Origin of the sequence: Halobacterium bonnevillei (assembly GCF_009831555.1) — an archaeon.
In the GTDB taxonomy this organism is placed as follows: Archaea; Halobacteriota; Halobacteria; order Halobacteriales; family Halobacteriaceae; genus Halobacterium; species Halobacterium bonnevillei.
In genome coordinates this window covers 1-18,420 of sequence record NZ_WUUU01000046.1, presented here as the reverse complement: position 1 = coordinate 18,420, position 18,420 = coordinate 1, and the positions used below count along the sequence as shown (strand labels likewise).

Annotated in this window: 16 protein-coding genes and 2 tRNA genes; 10 read left to right on the top strand and 8 right to left on the bottom strand. The window is 65.9% G+C overall.

Annotated features, from left to right (window positions below; all coding sequences use genetic code 11):
• From GRX66_RS07780 to GRX66_RS07760, 5 genes are all read left to right on the top strand, one after another.
• Positions 1–975: FAD-dependent oxidoreductase (locus GRX66_RS07780; RefSeq protein WP_159526053.1), on the top strand; the 975-nt coding region annotated here is incomplete at its 5' end.
• A gap of 219 nt (positions 976–1,194) precedes the next feature.
• Positions 1,195–1,692, top strand: coding sequence for a redoxin domain-containing protein (locus tag GRX66_RS07775; RefSeq protein ID WP_159526052.1), 498 nt, complete (start codon positions 1,195–1,197; stop codon positions 1,690–1,692).
• Between the two features lie 162 nt (positions 1,693–1,854).
• Entirely contained in the window at positions 1,855–2,103 is a 249-nt protein-coding gene (locus GRX66_RS07770; protein ID WP_159526051.1) for a hypothetical protein, read from the top strand.
• A 575-nt stretch (positions 2,104–2,678) separates the two neighbouring features.
• On the top strand, positions 2,679–3,986 hold the full coding sequence (locus GRX66_RS07765) for an MFS transporter (RefSeq protein WP_159526050.1): 1,308 nt from the start codon (positions 2,679–2,681) through the stop codon (positions 3,984–3,986).
• Positions 3,983–4,861, top strand: coding sequence for a polymer-forming cytoskeletal protein (locus tag GRX66_RS07760; RefSeq protein WP_159526049.1), 879 nt, complete (start codon positions 3,983–3,985; stop codon positions 4,859–4,861). Before GRX66_RS07765 ends, GRX66_RS07760 begins: the two co-directional genes overlap by 4 nt.
• A 197-nt stretch (positions 4,862–5,058) precedes the next feature.
• On the opposite strand, the gene GRX66_RS07755 is transcribed toward GRX66_RS07760, so the two are convergent.
• Entirely contained in the window at positions 5,059–5,850 is a 792-nt protein-coding gene (locus GRX66_RS07755; RefSeq protein WP_201292958.1) for a 2-oxo acid dehydrogenase subunit E2, read from the bottom strand.
• A gap of 291 nt (positions 5,851–6,141) precedes the next feature.
• Complete coding sequence (locus GRX66_RS07750; protein WP_159526048.1) at positions 6,142–6,324, bottom strand: hypothetical protein; 183 nt, start codon at positions 6,322–6,324, stop codon at positions 6,142–6,144.
• 162 nt (positions 6,325–6,486) lie between these two features.
• On the opposite strand from GRX66_RS07750, the gene GRX66_RS07745 reads away from it, so the two are divergent.
• The 4 genes from GRX66_RS07745 to GRX66_RS07730 all read left to right on the top strand — a co-directional run bounded on the left by GRX66_RS07745 (position 6,487) and on the right by GRX66_RS07730 (position 12,779).
• Positions 6,487–7,203 carry a DUF5518 domain-containing protein gene (locus GRX66_RS07745; protein WP_159526047.1) on the top strand — a complete coding sequence of 239 codons (717 nt, stop codon included), beginning with the start codon at positions 6,487–6,489 and terminating at the stop codon, positions 7,201–7,203.
• A gap of 257 nt (positions 7,204–7,460) precedes the next feature.
• On the top strand, positions 7,461–9,305 hold the full coding sequence (locus tag GRX66_RS07740; RefSeq protein WP_159526046.1) for an SLC13 family permease: 1,845 nt from the start codon (positions 7,461–7,463) through the stop codon (positions 9,303–9,305).
• Positions 9,306–9,602: 297 nt separating this feature from the next.
• Positions 9,603–10,352 (top strand): helix-turn-helix domain-containing protein, encoded by a 750-nt coding sequence (locus GRX66_RS07735; RefSeq protein WP_159526045.1) that lies wholly within the window; start codon positions 9,603–9,605, stop codon positions 10,350–10,352.
• A 60-nt stretch (positions 10,353–10,412) separates the two neighbouring features.
• Complete coding sequence (locus GRX66_RS07730; RefSeq protein WP_159526044.1) at positions 10,413–12,779, top strand: heavy metal translocating P-type ATPase; 2,367 nt, start codon at positions 10,413–10,415, stop codon at positions 12,777–12,779.
• Between the two features lie 143 nt (positions 12,780–12,922).
• On the opposite strand, the gene GRX66_RS07725 is transcribed toward GRX66_RS07730, so the two are convergent.
• From GRX66_RS07725 to GRX66_RS07715, 3 genes are read right to left on the bottom strand one after another with little or no spacing between them, the layout of a single operon-like run.
• Positions 12,923–13,756 carry a polyprenyl synthetase gene (locus tag GRX66_RS07725; protein WP_201292957.1) on the bottom strand — a complete coding sequence of 278 codons (834 nt, stop codon included), beginning with the start codon at positions 13,754–13,756 and terminating at the stop codon, positions 12,923–12,925.
• A 5-nt stretch (positions 13,757–13,761) separates the two neighbouring features.
• Complete coding sequence (locus tag GRX66_RS07720) at positions 13,762–15,231, bottom strand: MATE family efflux transporter (protein ID WP_159526043.1); 1,470 nt, start codon at positions 15,229–15,231, stop codon at positions 13,762–13,764.
• A complete protein-coding gene (locus GRX66_RS07715; protein ID WP_159526042.1) occupies positions 15,231–15,827 on the bottom strand; it encodes a TetR/AcrR family transcriptional regulator in 597 nt (198 codons plus the stop codon). Before GRX66_RS07715 ends, GRX66_RS07720 begins: the two co-directional genes overlap by 1 nt.
• Before the next feature lie 181 nt (positions 15,828–16,008).
• Between GRX66_RS07715 and GRX66_RS07710 the strand changes: the two genes are divergently transcribed.
• Positions 16,009–16,611, top strand: a complete 603-nt coding sequence (locus tag GRX66_RS07710; RefSeq protein WP_159526041.1) for a TetR/AcrR family transcriptional regulator — start codon at positions 16,009–16,011, stop codon at positions 16,609–16,611.
• Here the strand turns inward: GRX66_RS07710 and GRX66_RS07705 are convergent.
• From GRX66_RS07705 to GRX66_RS07695, 3 genes are all read right to left on the bottom strand, one after another.
• Complete coding sequence (locus GRX66_RS07705; RefSeq protein ID WP_159526040.1) at positions 16,605–17,258, bottom strand: lactate utilization protein; 654 nt, start codon at positions 17,256–17,258, stop codon at positions 16,605–16,607. The genes GRX66_RS07710 and GRX66_RS07705 overlap by 7 nt on opposite strands.
• 376 nt (positions 17,259–17,634) lie before the next feature.
• Positions 17,635–17,743, bottom strand: a tRNA-Ile gene (locus GRX66_RS07700).
• Positions 17,744–18,058: 315 nt separating this feature from the next.
• Positions 18,059–18,131 (bottom strand) — tRNA-Asn (locus GRX66_RS07695).
• Positions 18,132–18,420: the final 289 nt, after the last annotated feature.

The following is an 18,420-nucleotide window of genomic DNA, read 5'->3' as shown; positions in this document are numbered from 1 at the left end:
GGCGCGGGTGGGACGTGGAGTTCGTCGGACCGGTCGCTCGTGGAGACGTACGCCGCGATGGAGCCACCGGAGTCGGCGGCCATCGTCGGCGGCGGGTACGTCGGCGTCGAAATGGCGGAGGCGTTCAGCGCGCACGACCTCGACGTCCACCTGTTCCAGCGCCCCGACCACATCCTCCCCCCGTTCGGGGAGGCCGTCGCCGAGGAAGCGGCGGCCGCGCTCCGGGACCACGGGGTCACGCTCCACCTCGGCACCGAAGTCGACCGACTGGCTGGCGAGGACCGCGTCGAGGCCGTGGTCGCCGACGAGACGCGGACTGCCGTCGACGTCGCAGTGGTCGGCATTGGCATCAGGCCGAACACCGACCTCGTGGACGAGACGCCCGTGGAACTCGGCGCCTCCGGAGCGATCGCGACCGACGAATACGGCGAGACGAGCGTCGACGGCGTGTACGCGGCCGGCGACTGCGCGGAAGCGAAACACGCGGTGACCGGGGCGTCGGACTGGGTGCCGCTGGGACTGACGGCGAACCGGGCGGGGCGCGCAGTCGGTCAGACCGTCGCGGGGACGCCGACGCCCATCGGCGAGATTGCGGGCACTGCGGTCGTGAAGGCCTTCGAAATGGAGTGCGGCCGGACGGGCGTCCTCGACCACGAGCGTGCGCGTGAGGCCGGCTTCGACCCCGTCGCAGAGACCGTGACTGCGGGGTCTCGCTCGGGCTACTACCCGGGCGCCGCCGAGACGACGGTGACGCTGACCGCCGACCGCAGGACCGGCCGATTGCTCGGCGGGAGCATCGTCGGCACCGACCGCGCCGCGATCCGCATCGACACGGTCGCGACGGCGCTCGACCAGGACGCGACGGTCCCGGAGGTCGAACGCCTCGACCTCGCGTACGCGCCGCCGTTCAGCCCGGTCTGGGACCCAGTACTCGTCGCCGCGAAGGTGCTGAACGGCAGCCTCGACGACCAGTAGGAACGGCGGGCTCACGGTGCCTTCACGCGCCGTCGTCGACTAAGTCCCCGTCCCGACCCACGCTTTCCCTGCGGTAACCCGGTTACCGGGGAGTTGGCGTACGCTGAAAGGACAGCACTGCGTGGACTGCCGTATGGCCGACCAATCACCGAGCGTGCAATCGATGCACCAGCCCGGCGCTGGCCGCCACTCCCCTCGCAGCCGAAGGGGGTGGTCGACGTGATTCCTGAAGGCGCAGACGCACCGGGGTTCGACCTCCCCGGCACGACCACAGACGCCAACGACGACGACGTCACCCGGCACAGGCTGACCGACGCCCTCGAGGACGGGCCGGTCGTCCTGAGCTTCTACCTCTTCGACTTCCACCCGGCGTGCACCGACCACATGTGCTCGCTGCACGACCTCGCGTGGCTGGACCTCGAGGACGACGTCACCGTGTTCGGCGTCTCCACCGACAAATCGTTCAGTCACAAGGCGTTCGCGGAGAGCGAACACCTCGACTTCAGGCTGCTGTCGGACAGCGACGGCAGCGTCGCCGAGGCGTACGACGTCCTCTACGACGAGTTCAAGGACCACAAACGAGTCGCCAAACGGTCGGTGTTCGTAGTCGACACCGACCAGACCGTCCGGTACGCGTGGATGACCGAAGACCCCCAGACGCTGCCCGACTGGGACCCCGTCAGGGACGTCCTGAACGACCTCAGAGCCACACCCTGAGAGTTTGAGCGGTCGCTGTTGACACGCACAGTCGGGGCGACCCTGCACACTCGACCGACCCGCAACACTCGATCGACCCGCGCCCGCTCCACCGACCCGCGCCTGCATTCGACCGATGCAAACCCACAAATACAACGAGACGACGACCGTACCCGCTACTCGATGACCGACGCAGACGACGATGGCGACTCGGACTCCCGGGTGCCGTTACTCGGCGTCGCCGGCGCGCTGAGCCTCTGCTGCGTGTTTGCGGCTCCGGCCAGCACCGCCGTAGTCGGCGGCACCGCCGCCGGCACCACCACCGCCGCAGTCGGCGGCGGCGCCGTCCAGATTTTCGTCGCGGCAGTCACCGTCGCCGCCATCGCGTTCTTCTTCCGGCTCCGAGCGCACGCTCGGTCTGCCGGCGACTAGCATCGCCTTCCTCGAGTCGGCCGGGTCGCGCGTCCGAGCCGGTCCGAAAGTCCATACCAGTAGTTCCGATCGGAGGTTCTGTACCCAGCACTACTCCCGGAACTCGATGGAGTGAATCGAGTGGTCGGCCAGCGAACGCGACGAACGGGGTACGGCTGCCGTCCTATGTCGCCGTGCGTCAGGAGCGCAGGTAGTCACCGAGGAAGTTTGCGAGGTTGAATACGGTGTAGAGGGTGTACCCGAGCAGAAGAACCACGACGACCAGCATACCCGTCCATTCCAATTGGGCGTCCATACCGACGGGGAACGCGTCGTCGTCGGATAGACGTTCTGGGGACTGGACTGCGGCGGGGACTGGACTGCGGCAGGGACTGGACAGCAGCGAGGACTTGTCTTCCGCGGAAGCGTCTGGAGCGGGGTTGGGTCCGATGCGGTCTGCTACCGGCTCGGGTGGATTCGACTGGAGTTTTCGTCGCTAACTCCGGCCGAATCAGGGTCCGAGCGAGAGCCCTGGACTGCAGGTGGCACAGTTTTTTATTACGCATCGGGCCGCAGTACGTGTCGAGAACCAACGAATGGAGTTCGTGACACACGTCCGGAAAGAGCGGTGGGCGACAGTGGCCGGGTACGTGTTGTTCGTCGCGCTGATGGTCGCCGGCTACTACTACAACATCACGTTCGTCCAACTGGGGCTCATCGACCTCGGGACGCGGCTCGTCGGAATGTCCGAGACCGCCGTCTCGATGTGGCTGGCTGCGCTCGCGCTCGCGACGCTCGTCGTCGCAGTCGCGACCGGCGTGACGATGGACCGACGCGGCTGGAGCACGGACCTCCGAACGAAGTTCCGGCTCCTGTTCGGCGTCGTCTGCGTCCAGTTCGCACTGACGCTCGTCGCTCCGACGGTTCGGACCGTTCCCGGGTTCGGCGCGTGGATCGTCCTCGCCTCGGTGGGGCTCGGGGTCGGATTTCCGGTCTCGTTCTCGCTCGCGACCGACCTCGTTCCGGTGCCGGACCGGGGGTACGTCGCCGCCGCTATCACGGCCATCGCGTACTTCGCGGCGAACGCGATTCCGCTCTCCTGGTCAGTCGACGTCTTCAGCCAGGTACTGGTCGCCGCGATGGCGCCGGGGGTTCTCGTGCTGGCCGTCCTCTCGTTCGCCAGTTTCGACCGACTCGATGCGGTCCTCGACGCCCTCGGGACGCAGCACGAGACGTACGGCACGGGCCGGTTCTGTCACGGGGCGCCAGTTCGGGCGCGGAGTCTCGCGTTCGCGGTCCCGGTCGCCTTGATGTTCGGCGTGTTCTTCGTCGACAGCCTCGGGTTCCTCCGGATCATCGACACGCCGTCGCTCTTGTTGAGTTCCTGGCAGTCGCCCGACCTCTCGACGCGACTGTTCATCGCAGTCGCGCACGTCGTCGGCGCCGTGATGGCCGGCGTCATCTACGCGAACTACTCGCTCTCGCGCGTCTTCCTCTGGACGTTCGCGCTGTTCGCCCTCACGCACGTCATGTACACGTCTGACCTGCGATTCGCCGACGTGTTCCCCGCGATCGCCGGCGGCGGAACGTCGCCCCTCAATCCCGCGCTGTACGCGATCGCCGTGAGCTTCTACACGACGCTGAACTTCGCGCTCTGGCCCGACCTCGCTACGCCCGAGACGATCGGCACGCACTCCGCAATCGGCATCGGCGTCGCCGGGTGGCTCGCCACGTTCTCGAGCACCGCGCTCGCGCTGTACTTCCAGGCTGCGGACCTCACGCTCCTCACCCACCTGAACGTGGTGCAGGCGCTCTCCCTGCTCCTCCTGTTCGGGCTCGCGGTCGGCCTGTACGCCAGACGGATGGTCGAACTCGCTCGCGAGAACGGAGGTGCGAGCGTATGAGTCCGACGGAAGCCATCCCGCTCCTCATCGTCGTCCTCCTCATGATTTCGATTGGGGGCGGCGACGTCCAGGAGCTGTCCGTGACGTTCCAGGGCGACAAAGACGTCGACTCGCTCGCGGACGTCCACGTCGTCGCCGGCGGAACCACCACTGTTCCCGGGGACGCAACCGTCGACGGCGACATCTACGTGATCGGTGGCACTGCATCCATCGCCGGGACCGTCGACGGTGACGTGACGCTCCTCAACGGGAATCTCTCCGTGGTCGACGGCGCGACCGTGACCGGGACGCTCCAGACGTATTCGGGATCCGCGACGGTCAGCTCCGTTGCGTCGGTCGGGCGCGTCTCACAGTTCGAGACTCCGACCCCGTCGAGTTCGCCCGCACAGCGGGTCGGAGGGTTTCTCCTGCAGTTCCTCGTCCTCGGCGCGTTCGGGTGGTGGCTCGTCGAGCGGTACCCGCTCGTCATCGAGAACGTCGGCACGGCCATCACCGAGCACGCGCTCGTCAGCGGCGTCGTGGGCAGCCTCGGCGCAACGGCCCTCCTCGTGCTGTTCGTCTACATGGCGTTTACCCTCATCCTGCTCCCCCTCGCGATCGTCGGGCTCTTCGCCGAGCTTCTGATCGTTCTCTACGGCCAGGCCGTGTTCGGATATCTCGTCGGGACGCGCCTTCCGATCGAGCGCGACGGCGTCGCGACACTCGCGGGGATCGCCGCGTTCCTGCTCGCGCTCGAGCTCTCCGGGCTCGTGCCGTTCCTCGGCGGGGCCGTACAACTCGCCGTTGCGGTCGTCGGGTTCGGCGCCGTCGTGAACACGTACTTCGGCCTCCAGCGGTTCGAACCCGTCACCATCCCGGGCGGAACCGAGCCATAGCGAAGCAGCCCGCGACCCGTGCGCCCCCCGAATCCAGTTGTCGAATCGGCAGTGCCAGCACTCCACGTTGGCCGGCGCCACGTCCTGATTGCGAGCCGTCCCGTCAACCCCGACCTCCTCGACGCAAGCTCGGGGGTAGCACGGTTCCGGATAGCTGGCTGTGTCGGAACCTCGTCTCGTGAGCCCCGGGAAGCCCCTCACTCGGCGGACACTGCGTCGAGACCGGTGCCGGCTTCCAGGTGTTCGCCGAGGCGCTGGACGAACCGCGTGGCCGGGGCTCCGTCCACGACGTCGTGGTCGAAGGTGACGGTGAGGCTCAGGAATTCCCGGGACTGGAGTTCACCATCGATCAGGCGCGGTTTGGGTCCGATGCCGCCGACAGTGAGCTGGAGGGTGTAGTTCGTGGGACTGATGGCCCACCCGTTTCCGGTGCCGTACATACCCACGGAGGTGACAGCGACGGTGCCGGCGAGGTCCGTCCACAGCGACGGAAACCACTGCGGGAGGCGCCAGATCTGTCTGCGAATGAATCCGGGAAGGCGGCGGGCGAGCCCGGCGATTCCGGCCTCGGAACGACTCGCAGCGTCCGCCTGGACGCGTCGAATTTCGTCGTGAATCGACCGGACCGTCCGCCGGTTCGCCGCGCGGACGACGTGCGGGACACCAGTCCGCTCGCCGTCACCCTCCCGTTCGACGAGGACGTTTACGTCCACGTCCTCGAACTCGTGGCTCCGCCCCCGCCAATCGTGGTATCGGTGGACGTGTGGCTGTTCCGCTACGGTGGCTGCCAGGCAGAAGACGACGAAGGCTGTGAACGAGAGGGCGGTTCCGGTCTCGCCCTCGATCGTGCGGAGTTGCTCCCTGGCGTCGGTGACGTCGATTTCGACGAGTCCGTGGACGTTACTCCGGTGGCCGGCCATCCGCATGTAATCCCCTGTCAACTGCTGTTGGGATGACACGCGTTCGGTTTCGGTGCCTCGATTGCTCATAGGCGCACGTGAACCGCGTGAACCAAATCCGTATCCACCGGTCGCGGAGTTTCCACAAGGCCGGGTAACCCAGATCGGCCCGGCGGAACCCGAGACACGCGACGAGTAGTGAGACGACAGCCCCGGCGAGCAGCACAATCGGGCCGCAGTTCCCAGGTCGGGTTCTGTATCCAGCGCGGGCGCTGGAACTGCCGTTCAGTGCAGTCTGTAAGTCGAGCAGCAACGCGACTCGGCGAGTGGAACGTGGAGCGGGTCACTCGCTCGGTCTCACCGACGGGTATCGGCTGCTAGTCAGTGCTCGCGGTCCAGCACTTCGAGGAGAATCTGGGGGACGACCAGCCCGACGCCGAGCAGGACAGTCAACTGAACGAGGACCGCCTCGGTGAGCAGAGTGGTTCCGTACCAGCAGAGCACGCCGACAACGACGAACGTCGCGCGGACTTTGGTCTCGAACGGCGTGTCTGGGACGTTCATAGGTAGGTGCTCGTACAGGGAATCAAAAAGGCTCCGCCGTGTCCTCGACACACCTGCGTACCGATTCAGCCAATCCAGGTTCAGGCGAGCCTGCGTCCGCTGGCTAGTTCGGTGCGAGGATAGTATTAAGTCCGAGACGAACCAACCTGTATGGTACTTTGAATGAGTGAACATACAACAACTGGCGATCTGGCGGCTCCTGAACTCGGCCCCCAACTCCCCGAGTTCGTCGAATGGATAGCCGCTGCGGCCATTGCATTGGCTGGCGTTGCTCTCACGGTCGGTGGGAGTGCTCTCACCTTCGTCGTCGACCGTGACCTGGTCGTGGACGGCGTCGAGTCCGGCCAGATCACGGTCGTCGTCTTCGAACGCGATCTCACGGAAGCGGAGATGGTCGAGGTCACCCTGGAGGTCGTGACGTGGACAGGATGGGGGCTGTTGGTGACCGGTGTCGGGTTAGCACTGTTTGCGATCGGGTACGTGATCGCACGTCACCGCGCGTATCGACAGACGCCCGAAAACGAGTCCCCCGGTTCGTATCGGTCGTACGCAGTGCTCGGTGCCGTCGCTACCGGCGTTGTGTCATTTTTGCCGGTCTCACCTGTCATCGGAGGTGGTGCCGCAGGGTACCTCGAGCGCTATGGAACTGGACGCACAGTAAGCGTCGGTGCGCTCTCGGGGTTCCTGGCGATGGTACCGGTGCTCGCGGTCCTCGTCTTCGTTACGATCGGGCTCTACGCAGGGTTGGCCACCATTCAATATGCAGGCCTGAGAATTGTCGTGGCAACAGCCATGGTCTTCGCGTTGCTCCTCACCGCAGCCTACGGGGCTGGACTCGGCGCCCTAGGCGGATTTGCAGCTGACCGGTTAGCGAAATGATCGCCCCCGTCCGGCGATGACCTCGCTCGCACTGGGTGGTGGCTGTCGCCGACACGGTCGCGATTGCCGCGCGTGTTTTTCCCGCCCAGCGAAAGTCGCAAGTGCTCTTTATGTTAGCTCAGAAAGAACAACTAGATGCAATGAAGCGCACGAAGCTCATCGCCATCGTCGCCATCGTCGCAATCGCCGTCATCTCGCTCAGAAAACGCGAATCGGACGTTGATGACGAAGCCGTAACTGAATAATCCGCGTCCGTGATGGTTTTCTCCGCAGTGTCAGTGAACGCGGCCGTCGTTTTCCTCCTCATTCTCGCGGCCGTCGTACTGTTTGCGACCGAGTTCGTCCCCCCGGACGTCACAGCGATCGTGGTAATCGTGGCGCTCGTCGTCCTCCAACCCTGGACAGGCGTCGAGACGACCACTGCGTTCTCGGGGTTCTCGAACGTCGCGACGATCACCGTCGCGGCGATGTACATGCTGAGCGAAGGAATCCATCGGACGGGCATCGTTCGACGACTGGGCGACGCCATCTCTGGCTTCGCGGCCGGGAGCGAAGAACGACTCCGCTGGACGACCCTCTCGTTGAGCGGCGGCCTCGCTGGCGTAGTCAACAACACACCCATCGTCGCCGTGTTCATCCCGATGGTCCTCGACCTCGCGGACGAGTACCGCATCTCACCGTCCAAACTCCTGATGCCAGTCTCGTTCGCCGCGATGCTCGGTGGGACGCTGACGCTGGTCGGTACGTCCGCAAATCTCCTCGCAAGTAGCTTCTCTGATCGGCTCCTCGGTCACCCGTTTTCCATGTTCGAGTTCACGCACCTGGGGCTGCTCGGCCTGATCGTCGGCGTCGTCTACTTGGCGACCGTCGGCCAGCGACTCCTCCCAGAACGCGTCCGACCAACGGTCGACCTCCTCGGCGAGTTCAATCTGAAAGGCCACATTACGCGGCTCTACGTCCGCGATGAATCGCCGCTGGTGGGGTCGTCGATCAGGGAGGGCCTGGACGACGTCTTCGGCGTCTCCGACGGCGACGTTCTCGAAGTGGTTCGCTACGACGGGCGGCACGCCGTCCCAGACCCGGAGTTCGAACTCGAGAGTGGCGACGTCGTGACCGTCAGGGGCGACCCCGAATCGATTCGAGCGGCGGCCTCGAACCTGGACCTCTGGTATCTGCCGTGGGTCCACATCGACCAGATCGGCCCCGAGCTGTCCGCAGGAATCGGGACGCTCGTCGAGGCTCGTATCACGGAGGCCTCGTCACTCGTCGGCGAGCGAGTCGGTGGCGTCGATTTCCGCCAGTCGTTCGAAGCGACGCTACTCGGCATTCAGCGGGGAGAAACGACCGTCACCTCCGGATTCTCGGACATCGTACTCGAAGCAGGGGACGTGGTACTCCTGCGTTCCAGTGGTCGGCACGTCGCCGCGCTTCGCGAGAACCCTGCCCTGTCGGTTACGACAGTTGCGACTGAGGGATTTCTGGACCGGACCTCGACGACGGAAACGTATCGAGAGGACAAACAGTGGCTCGCCGTCGCGATTGTCGCAGGCGTCGTCGGCGTCGCGGCACTCGGGTTCGTGTCGATCGGCATCAGCGCGCTCGCCGGCGTCGTCGCGATGATCGCTGGGGGCGCACTCGAAACGGACGAAGCCTACGATGCCGTGGCGTGGGACGTGATTTTTCTCCTCGCGGGGATGATTCCGCTCGGAATCGCACTCGAGCGGTCGGGCGGTGCGGCCCTCGTTGCCGACCTCATCGTCACTGTCGCCGATGTGTTGCCGGCTGTCGCCATGATTGCGCTGTTCTACATTGTCACGGCTGTCGTGACAAATCTGATCAGCAACAATGCGACAATCGTCCTTTTCATCCCGGTGGCGGTGGACGTCGCGACGCAGTTAGGGGCGAACGCGTTCTCGTTCGTCCTCGCGGTCACGTTCGCGGCGAGCACCTCGTTTCTCACCCCAGTCGGCTATCAGACGAACCTCATGGTGTACGGGCCGGGAGGGTACGAATTCACCGACTATCTACGGCTTGGGGGGCCACTCCAGTTAGTACTCGCAGGTGTCACGACGTTCGGAATCTGGCTATTCTGGGGCGTATAGCGGGATCCGGTGGCCCAGAATCGACGAGCCTCTGGATGGGGTCTACCGGAGCGTGCCCAGAGAACTCCCGTGCCGTCAGCACGTGATTCGGTGGCTACTCGGACGCTGTTACGTGTGGGCTGAACCGTGCTGTCTACCGCCGGTGCGTCGAGCGGAGGACTGCCGAGCACGGACATGAGCGTCGGGCCCACGCACCGCGAATCCAGGAGGGGGACCACCCGGGCGACGCGAGCTACTATCCACCGGCAGACGAAGCCCCAGGCCATGGGTTATGTGGTCCCCGGCCGTACGTGTGGTATGCGCGAACTCGTCTTCGCCCTCGAATACGAGCCGGGGTGCAACAGGGTGGCAGACGCCCTCGCCGACCACCCCGACGCCCGCGTCCGCTCGCTCTCGCTCCACGTCACTGCCGACCGTCTCTGGCGGGTCGACCACGCCACCGGGACCGCCACTGCGCTCGACGCCGTCGAGGACGCCTTTCTCAACGGAGACTACTACGCAGACTGTCTGGTGACCGAGGACTGCGGCGCCACGCAGACCACCCGCGTCCTGGACCGCGCGGACGACACACTCGTCCTCTACTCCGACTGGGAGCGCACGCCTGCCTGCGCTTCAGTTCCCCACATCGCCCGCGACCACTTCGGCGACGGCGTCCTGTTCGAGACCCGTCACGAGGGGCGCCACTACACGTGGCGGCTCATCCACTCCGGCAGGGGCGACGTGGCGGCGTTCTTCGACGCCCTGGAGTCGGCCGTCGGGGAGTGCGCCCAGACGGAACTGCTCCGCACCGCGGACACGACGACGTCAGCGACGGGAGCCGACGGGACGCCGAGCGCCCTGCCGCCGGCACAGGAGGCCGCACTCCAGGCCGCCGTCGAACACGGCTACTACGAGTCGCCGCGCGAGGTCGACGTCAGCGAGCTCGCCGAACACCTCGACGTCCCGCGGTCGACGCTCACCTACCGACTCCGCCGGGCGGAGGAGCACGTGGCCAAGCAGCACGTCGCCGGCGAGCGCGGAGCGAACGAACGGCTGGCGTCGCGCTGAGGCCGGGTGTTGGAATATTCCAACAAAGACATATCGAGCGCCCGCTCCTACCGTGCGGTAATGACAGAGAACCCGGATGCAGCGGGGCCGGCAGACGGCGGACAGGGACGGGAGCTGACCGCCCGCCTCACCGTCCCCGAGATGGACTGCCCCTCCTGCGCACAGAAAGTCGACAAGAGCCTCCAGCGCGTCGACGGTATCGTCGACGCGACGCTCCAACCGACTACCGGCACGGCGACGATCACGTACGACCCCGACCGCGTCGCCGAAGCGGACGCCGTCCGCGCCATCGAGAGCGCGGGCTACGAGGTCGTCGGCGGCGACGACGAAGACGCGTCGTCGGACGACGACCTGGAGATTGCGCCCCCGTCGGAGGTGTGGAGGAGTTCGCGCGCCGTCAAGACGTGGATCGGTGCAGCGTTCGTCACACTCGGGCTGCTCTTCGAGTTCGTCCTCGCGGGTCAAAACCTCGCCGTCGCGAGTGTGCTCGACTATCCGCTCCACGTCGCTGACGGGCTCTTCCTCGTCGCGATTGTCACCAGTGGCTACCCGGTGGTTCGCGGTGGCTACTACTCGGCAAAGAACCGGAGCCTGGACATCGACCTGCTGATGGGGACGGCGATTATCGCAGCGACCGGCATCGGCTACTTCGTCGAAGCCGCGACGCTGGCCGTCCTGTTCAGCATCGCGGAACTCCTCGAGGACTACGCGATGGACCGGGCACGAGACTCCCTGCGGGAGCTGATGGAGCTGTCGCCCGACGAGGCGACTGTGCGCCGCGACGGCGAGGCGGTGACTGTCCCCGCCGACGAGGTCGCGGTCGGCGAAACCGTCGTCGTCCGCCCCGGCGAGAAGATCCCACTCGACGGCACCGTCGTCGAGGGCGGGAGTGCCGTCGACGAGTCACCCATCACCGGCGAGAGCGTCCCGGTGGACAAGAGCGTCGGCGACGAAGTGTACGCCGGCAGCATCAACGAGGCGGGCTACTTCGAGTTCGAGGCCGACTCGCCCGCCTCGGAGTCGACGCTCTCGCAGATCATCGAGATGGTGCAGGGCGCACAGGAGAAGCAGACCGACAAAGAGCAGTTCGTCGACCGGTTCGCGGGCTACTACACGCCGACAATCGTCGTGCTGGCGATTCTCACCGCCGCGCTCCCGCCGCTGCTCATCAGCGGCGGCGCCACCGTCAGTCTCGCCGGCGTCTCACACACCTTCGGCGGGGGTTGGCAGACGTGGTTCATTCGCGGACTCACCCTGCTGGTGATCGCCTGCCCGTGCGCGTTCGTCATCTCGACGCCCGTCTCCGTCGTCTCCGGGATCACCAGCGCCGCCAAGAACGGCGTCCTGGTCAAAGGCGGCAACCACCTCGAAGCGATGGGGGACGTGGACGCCATCGCCGTCGACAAGACTGGCACGCTCACCAAGGGCGAACTCGCCGTCACGGACGTCGTTGCACTCGGCGGTGCGAGCGACGAGGCGGTACTCCGGTACGCAGCCGCGCTCGAACGGCGAAGCGAACACCCCATCGCCGACGCGATTCTCGCCCGTGCCGAGGCGGACGCGGGGGGTGACGTGCCGAGCGTCGAGGCGTTCGAGAGCATCACCGGGAAGGGAATCCGCGCGGACGTCGACGGCGAGACGTACTACGCGGGCAAGCCCGCGCTCTTCGAGGAGCTGGGCTTCGACCTGTCGCACGCACACCCCCGGACCGACGGTGGCACGGTCGCCGAAGTGGCCCACGAGCAGTGCGAACACGAGGACTGTGCCGACGTCGAAAGCGGGGCGATTTCGCGGTTCGAGTCCGAGGGCAAGACGGTCGTCCTCGTCGGCACGGCCACCGAACTGGTCGGCGTCATCGCCATCGCCGACGAGGTGCGGCCGGCCGCCGAACGGGCGGTCGCACGCCTGCACGACCTCGGCGTCGAACGCGTCGTGATGTTGACCGGCGACAACGAGGGGACGGCCCGCACGATCGCCGAGCGCGTCGGCGTCGACGAGTACCGCGCCGAGTTGCTGCCCGACGAGAAGGTCGACGCCGTGGAGGCGTTACAGGCGGAGTACGGCGAGGTGGCGATGGTCGGTGACGGTATCAACGACGCGCCCGCACTGGCGACCGCCGACGTCGGCATCGCGATGGGGGCCGCCGGCACGGACACCGCGCTCGAGACCGCCGACATCGCGCTGATGGGCGACGACATCGGGAAGCTGCCGTACCTCTACGCGCTGTCGCACACGGCCAACGGCGTGATCCGCCAGAACATCTGGGGGAGCCTCGGCGTGAAGGCGCTGCTCGCGCTCGGCGTCCCGCTCGGCCTGGTGAGCGTCGCGCTCGCGGTCGTGGTCGGCGACATGGGGATGAGCCTCGGCGTGACCGGGAATGCGATGCGGTTGTCACGGCTCACGCCCGACCAGTTCTTCGACTCCTGAATCGAGGCACAGAGCGCCACCCGCGTTCAGAATCGGGGTTTCCGAAGCCGGCCCCAGTACTCACTCGGGACGACGACCGGATTCCGGTCGTCGTCTCCTCGTGTCGTCCACGTGCCCTGCGAATCCGTCACGCGACCGGCACGCTACTCGAGTGCGTCCCCGTCGGTGGCCTGGTCCGTCGGGTCTCGCGTCGGTTCATCACTCGCAACGAACGCTCGCAGACGCGCCACGTCGACAGTCTCCGGTAGTGCGTCCAGCGCCCGGTTCGCGTCGTCCCGGCGCCGGTCTGCGAGCGCTCGGAGCTGCGTCTCGTCGAACCGCGGCGGGACGACTATCGCCTCACTCGGATCCGCGTCGAGAATGCGGGCGCTCTGTCGGGCGGTGCTGAGCCCGCGCCCGAACCGGGCAACGTCCCGGCGATTCGGGCCCTCGATGCCCGCGAGGACCGCGCCCAGCAGGGCAGCACCTTCACCGAGACTGCCCGCCGTGTCGTCGACGAGCATCGCTTGGTCGTGATCGGTCGACTCGGCTGCGGCGTAGGTGCGCGCAAACGCGTCCGTGATCGTTTCGAGCACTGACGTCAGTACCGCGAAGCAGTCGCCCGACGGGGTGTCCGACAGTGTCGGGAGTGCCGAGAATGCCGCCGTGTACAGGTAATCACCGGCCAGCAACGACGACGTCCGGTCCGTCGTGAGTGAGTGCGCGTGATTGTCGGCGAGGCGGACCAGCAGTCGGCTTCGGAGCCGAACGTAGCCCCGGAGAAGTTCGATTGCCGCGGCAGCGGGAAGGACGATCTCAGTGTCCCGGCTGTCTGCCAGCGACTCGTACACGGCAACCACCAACAGGCCGTACCACCGGTCGGAGGACTCGGGCAGTACGTCACGGACCAGCGGGAGACCGACCTCGTCTGTGTCACTGAGCACCCGCTCGATGTGACGGTCGATCTGTGCTGGACGGCCGGGGGCTGACTCAGTCATCGGTCTCAGTCGTCACCTGTTGGTGCCTCGACGCCGGCTTCGTCGAGGTCGACGTGGGATTCGGTCAGGTCACTCTCGCGCCACGTGCCTCGCCGGTACCACGCGTACGCGATGAGCGCGCCGGCAACGTTCGAGACGGCGAACGACAGCCAGACGCCCGGTGCGCCGAGCGGGCCGGCAGCGACCCACGCAATCGGGAAGCGGATGACACCGAGCATCAACACCGAGATGGCTGCGGCAGTGAGCGTCTTCCCGGCACCACGGAAGCTCCCAGTGTAGGCCCGCATGATGCCGATGAACCCGAAGGTCAGCGCGACGTAGCGGATGAACTGGGCGGTGATCTCGACGACGTCGGCGTTCGTCGTGAACAGGTCGGCGATCGGTGCTGCGGCAACCCAGACGAGGATTCCCGCGACTGTGAGCACGCCGAACAGCACCGCCGCTGCGAGGTCCGCCGCGTGTTCTGCCCGGTCCGGTTTGTCGGCCCCCACGTTCTGGCCGGTCATCGTCTCCACGCCTCGGGCGACGGCGATGGCCGGGAGGAAGATGACCGAGAACACGCGCGTCCCGATCCCGTAGGCGGCGACCACCGTGTCCGGGAAGAGCGCGACGATGACCAACAGCAGGTTCATCGATAGCGCACGTCCGGTCCCCTCGATCGACGCCGGCAGGCCGATGCGGACGAGCCGCCGGAGGTACGAGAAATCCGGCGCCATGTCCCGGAGGTGGATCTGGACCCCGCGGTTCCCGCGGAACATGATCGCCAGCCCGACGACCAGGGCGAGTGCACGCGAGAACACGGTCGCGATGGCGGCCCCCTGGATCCCGAGCTCGGGGAACGAGAGCGTGCCGACCAGCGGAGCGTTCTCGACGACCGTCCAGCCGAAGATGAGGAACGGGTCGATGACGATGTTGAGTACGACCGACCCGAACATGACGAGCATCGGCGTGATGGTGTCGCCGGACCCGCGCATCAGCGCGACGAAGACGAAGAAGCCGAACATGAACAGCAGGCCCAGCGAGATGACCTCCATGTAGCTGGTCGCCATCGGCAGGACGTCCTGCGAAGCGCCGAGCAGACTGAGGAACGTATCGACGCCGAGGTAGCCCACGGCGCCGAGGACGAGCGACACGAGGACTGCGAACGTGACCGTCTGCGAGGCGGCGTACTCGGCTTCGCGCTCCTCGTTTGCACCCGTGAACTGGGCGACGAGCACGCTGCCGGCGACCGAAATACCCAATCCGAGCGAGATGAGCAGGAAGACCATCGGGAACGCGAAGCTGATTGCCGCCAGGGCGTCCGTGCTGTACTGGCCGAGCCAGAACGTGTCAGCGAGATTGTACGCCGTCTGGAAGAGGTTCGTCACGACGATCGGCATCGACAGGAAGAACAGGGGCTTCCCGATGCTGCCCGACGTCAGGTCGAACTCCTCAGGCCCCCTGAACAGTGCGGAGATGCGGCTTCGAACCCCCATCAGTGGGCCGCCTCCGGAGCCCCGTCAGCGAGTAGCTGTCGGTCAATGTACCACGTGAGTGCCTCTGAGAGCGTCTCGGATGACCGCTTCACCGCGACGCGCCGCGTATGCGCACCCGTGATGGCCGTCACGGGGAACTCGGCAGCGACGGCCGCCTCGACCGTCGCATCGAACTCGCCGCTCTCGACGCCGGCCGCGACGATCGCTCGGAGTCGCTCGTAGAGCACCGCATCGAAGTTGGAGAGTCGCGTCTGGACCGCGTCGTCGTACGGCGCCTGCACGCTCACCGCCAACAGTGCGGTTCGAAACCGCTGGTCGGGCGCGGCGCCTTCGTCAATGAGGACCGCCGCGAGGAGTGCTGAGAGTTGTTCGCGCGGCGTCCCCCCGTCGACGGACGGAAGCCGCGCAGTGTCTCGTTCGTACAGAACGTCGAGAAACTCGACGAAGAGGGTCTCTCCGTCGTCGTCGTAGTGAATGGCCGCTTTGCTCCGGTCTGCCTCGTCAGCGACGTCCGCGAGCGTGAGATCGGCGTAGCCGTGCCGGCAGAGCGCCCGATACGTCGCCGCGAGAAGTTCAGTCGCCGTGTCGTCGCTCATCAGGTACTACCCCAACTTACTAACCAGTTAGTCAAAAATCCTTCGGGGCACTGATAGTCCATCAGAGCTTGGTCTCCACAATATCTGGCGGATTACGAACTAACTACGTGACCAGTAACCCCTCGAAGACTCGTCCGTTGTGGCACAACCGTTATCCAACCATAGGTCCTATCGAATTCTAATGGCCGAACCATCGGATCGGACCGCCTCGGAGCCTGACGAGGCGATCATGGAGGCAACCTACCGGGCCCTCCGCGAACACGGCTACGCTGACCTCACGATCCAGCGGATCGCAGACGAATACGGAAAATCCACGGCTGCAGTACACTACTACTACGACACGAAGGACGAACTCCTCGCGGCCTTCCTCGACTACCTCCTGGACCAGTTCGTCGATTCGATCCACGACGTCGAGACGACTGACCCCGGGGAACGGCTGGAACTGCTGCTCGACGAACTCCTCGTCAAACCACAGGAGAACTCCGACCTCTCGATCGCGTTGTTGGAGATGCGGAGTCAGGCGCCGTACAAGGATGCGTTCAGTGAGCGCTTCCAGCAGAACGACGAGTACATCCGGTACATGGTCAAGGCAGTCGTCAATCACGGAATCGACGAAGGCGTGTTCAACGACGTCGACGCCGACCACGTAACTCGCGCACTGATGACAATCGTCAACGGGGGTCGGACCCGGGCAGTCGCGCTGGACGACAACGGGGCCCTCGAAACGGCGCGGCGGACTGCAAGTGAATACGTCGACGCGACGGTACGCCGGCAGTCTCAGTAGCCCAGCTGTTCGCGGACGAGGACGACGGTCGTCCGTCCCGCTTCGAGTTCCTGCCGGAAGATCAGCTGTTTGGCGATAGCGCTCTCGACGCCGTAGGCGTCCTTCGCGCGTTCGTTCTCCAGCGGATACGCGACAGATTCGAGGCGGTCGAGCGCGGCGTCGAGGTCGTCGACGATCTTGTTCACGCCGCTGACGATGACGACGTTACCGGCGGCGAACGGATAGGCACCGATCCGGCTCCCTGAGCGGTCGGCTGCGACCAGCTCACCGGTCTGTGCGATCGCGTTGATGCCACCGAGGAAGTACTCGGCCGTCTGGGATTCGCGGCGAGCGGCCTGTCGTTCGGCGTCGTCGTCAATACTGTAGATTTCGTCGGGGAGGCTCTCCCACTCGTGGTCCCCCTCGCTCAGGTGTTCGATGAACCCGATTTCCTCGAGCGTCGTCGAGTGGCCGTTCATGACTGCGGCGTCGGCCGGAATGTGCGACGTGATGGTGTCGAGGGCCTCCTCGGCACTATCGGCGACGACGACCTCGAAGCCGTTGGCCTCGAGATTTGCGACTGTCTCGTCGATGGTGTCGCCGTCGGGAAGCTCGTCGAGTGATGCGTCGATCTCGGTCTCGTCTACGTACTCTGATTTCTGCGACATGGAGTTCTGGGAGACGTTCGTTCGCAGTCTTCGGTAGAAGCGGGAGACGTAAAAGCGCGCGCGGACGCCGGTGTCAGGTACTGACCCTGGTGTTACCGACCGAATCGGCAACCCGAGGTTCGCGTGGATCGTCAGCGTCCGGCCGCTGTTCCGCATCGGCGCACTGTCTGGGGTCGCCGAACGGGCCATCGATTTGCTGCCGGCGCCCGCGTTCCCGGGTGCCGAGCCCTGGCCACGGCGACATGGGGCCGACGCCCGGGCGATTGCTGGTGCGGCAGCGTTCGGTTCCACCGCCGCCGGGCGAGGAAGCCGTCGCCGGCCACGTTACCGGGGATGGCGGCTGCTCCAGTCGCTGGCAGCCAGAGACACGAAAACGTGGGGCCTGGCGGATTTGAACCACCGCTCACCCGGTGTCCCACGACACTCGCCCGGGGACGAACGCCGATATGAGCCGGGGGCTTTGAACCAGACTAAGCTAAGGCCCCTCACGTATCGCTTTCCGTGGCCGAACCTTTAGCCTGTCGGGATTCCAGCGAATCACCACCGGTCGACGCGCGCACAGCGAGCAGCCGGCGAGAGGAGGACGCTGTCGGAAGACTCCGTCTTCCGGCGCTACACCCGAACTCGTCGCGGAGTCGAGGCTCCGCGAGCGAGTGTGTGAGAAGCGCCGCCACCAGGGCTCGAACGTCGAGAGACGGTCGCTCTCTACGTTTACGCTGCGTCTCTCGGGCTCGAGCCCTTCCGCCGCTACGACCGAACTCATCGCGGAGCCGTCGCTCCGCGAGTGAGTGTGTGAGAAGCGCCGCCACCAGGGCTCGAACCTGGGACAACCTGGGTAACAACCAGGTGCTCTACCAACTGAGCTATGGCGGCTCGCACTCCAGTCTACCCGGTGCGTTTTGAAATGGCTTTCGTTTCGCCAGCAAGCTACGGCATCGACACGGCTTAGGCGGGGCCGCGTGAAAGCCGGCGTATGAGCGACTTCGAGTCGGTCGTCGACGCCGTTCGAGCGCGCGTCGATCCGACGCCCGGGGAGCGACCTGGCTGGCGTCCGCATGGTGTCTGTCGATCGGGGAATCTTGTCAGGCGTTCACGAGCTCGAAATCGCAGTAGTACGAGTTGTTCTCCGAGACGTCCCACGAGAAGTCGTCGTCGTACGAGA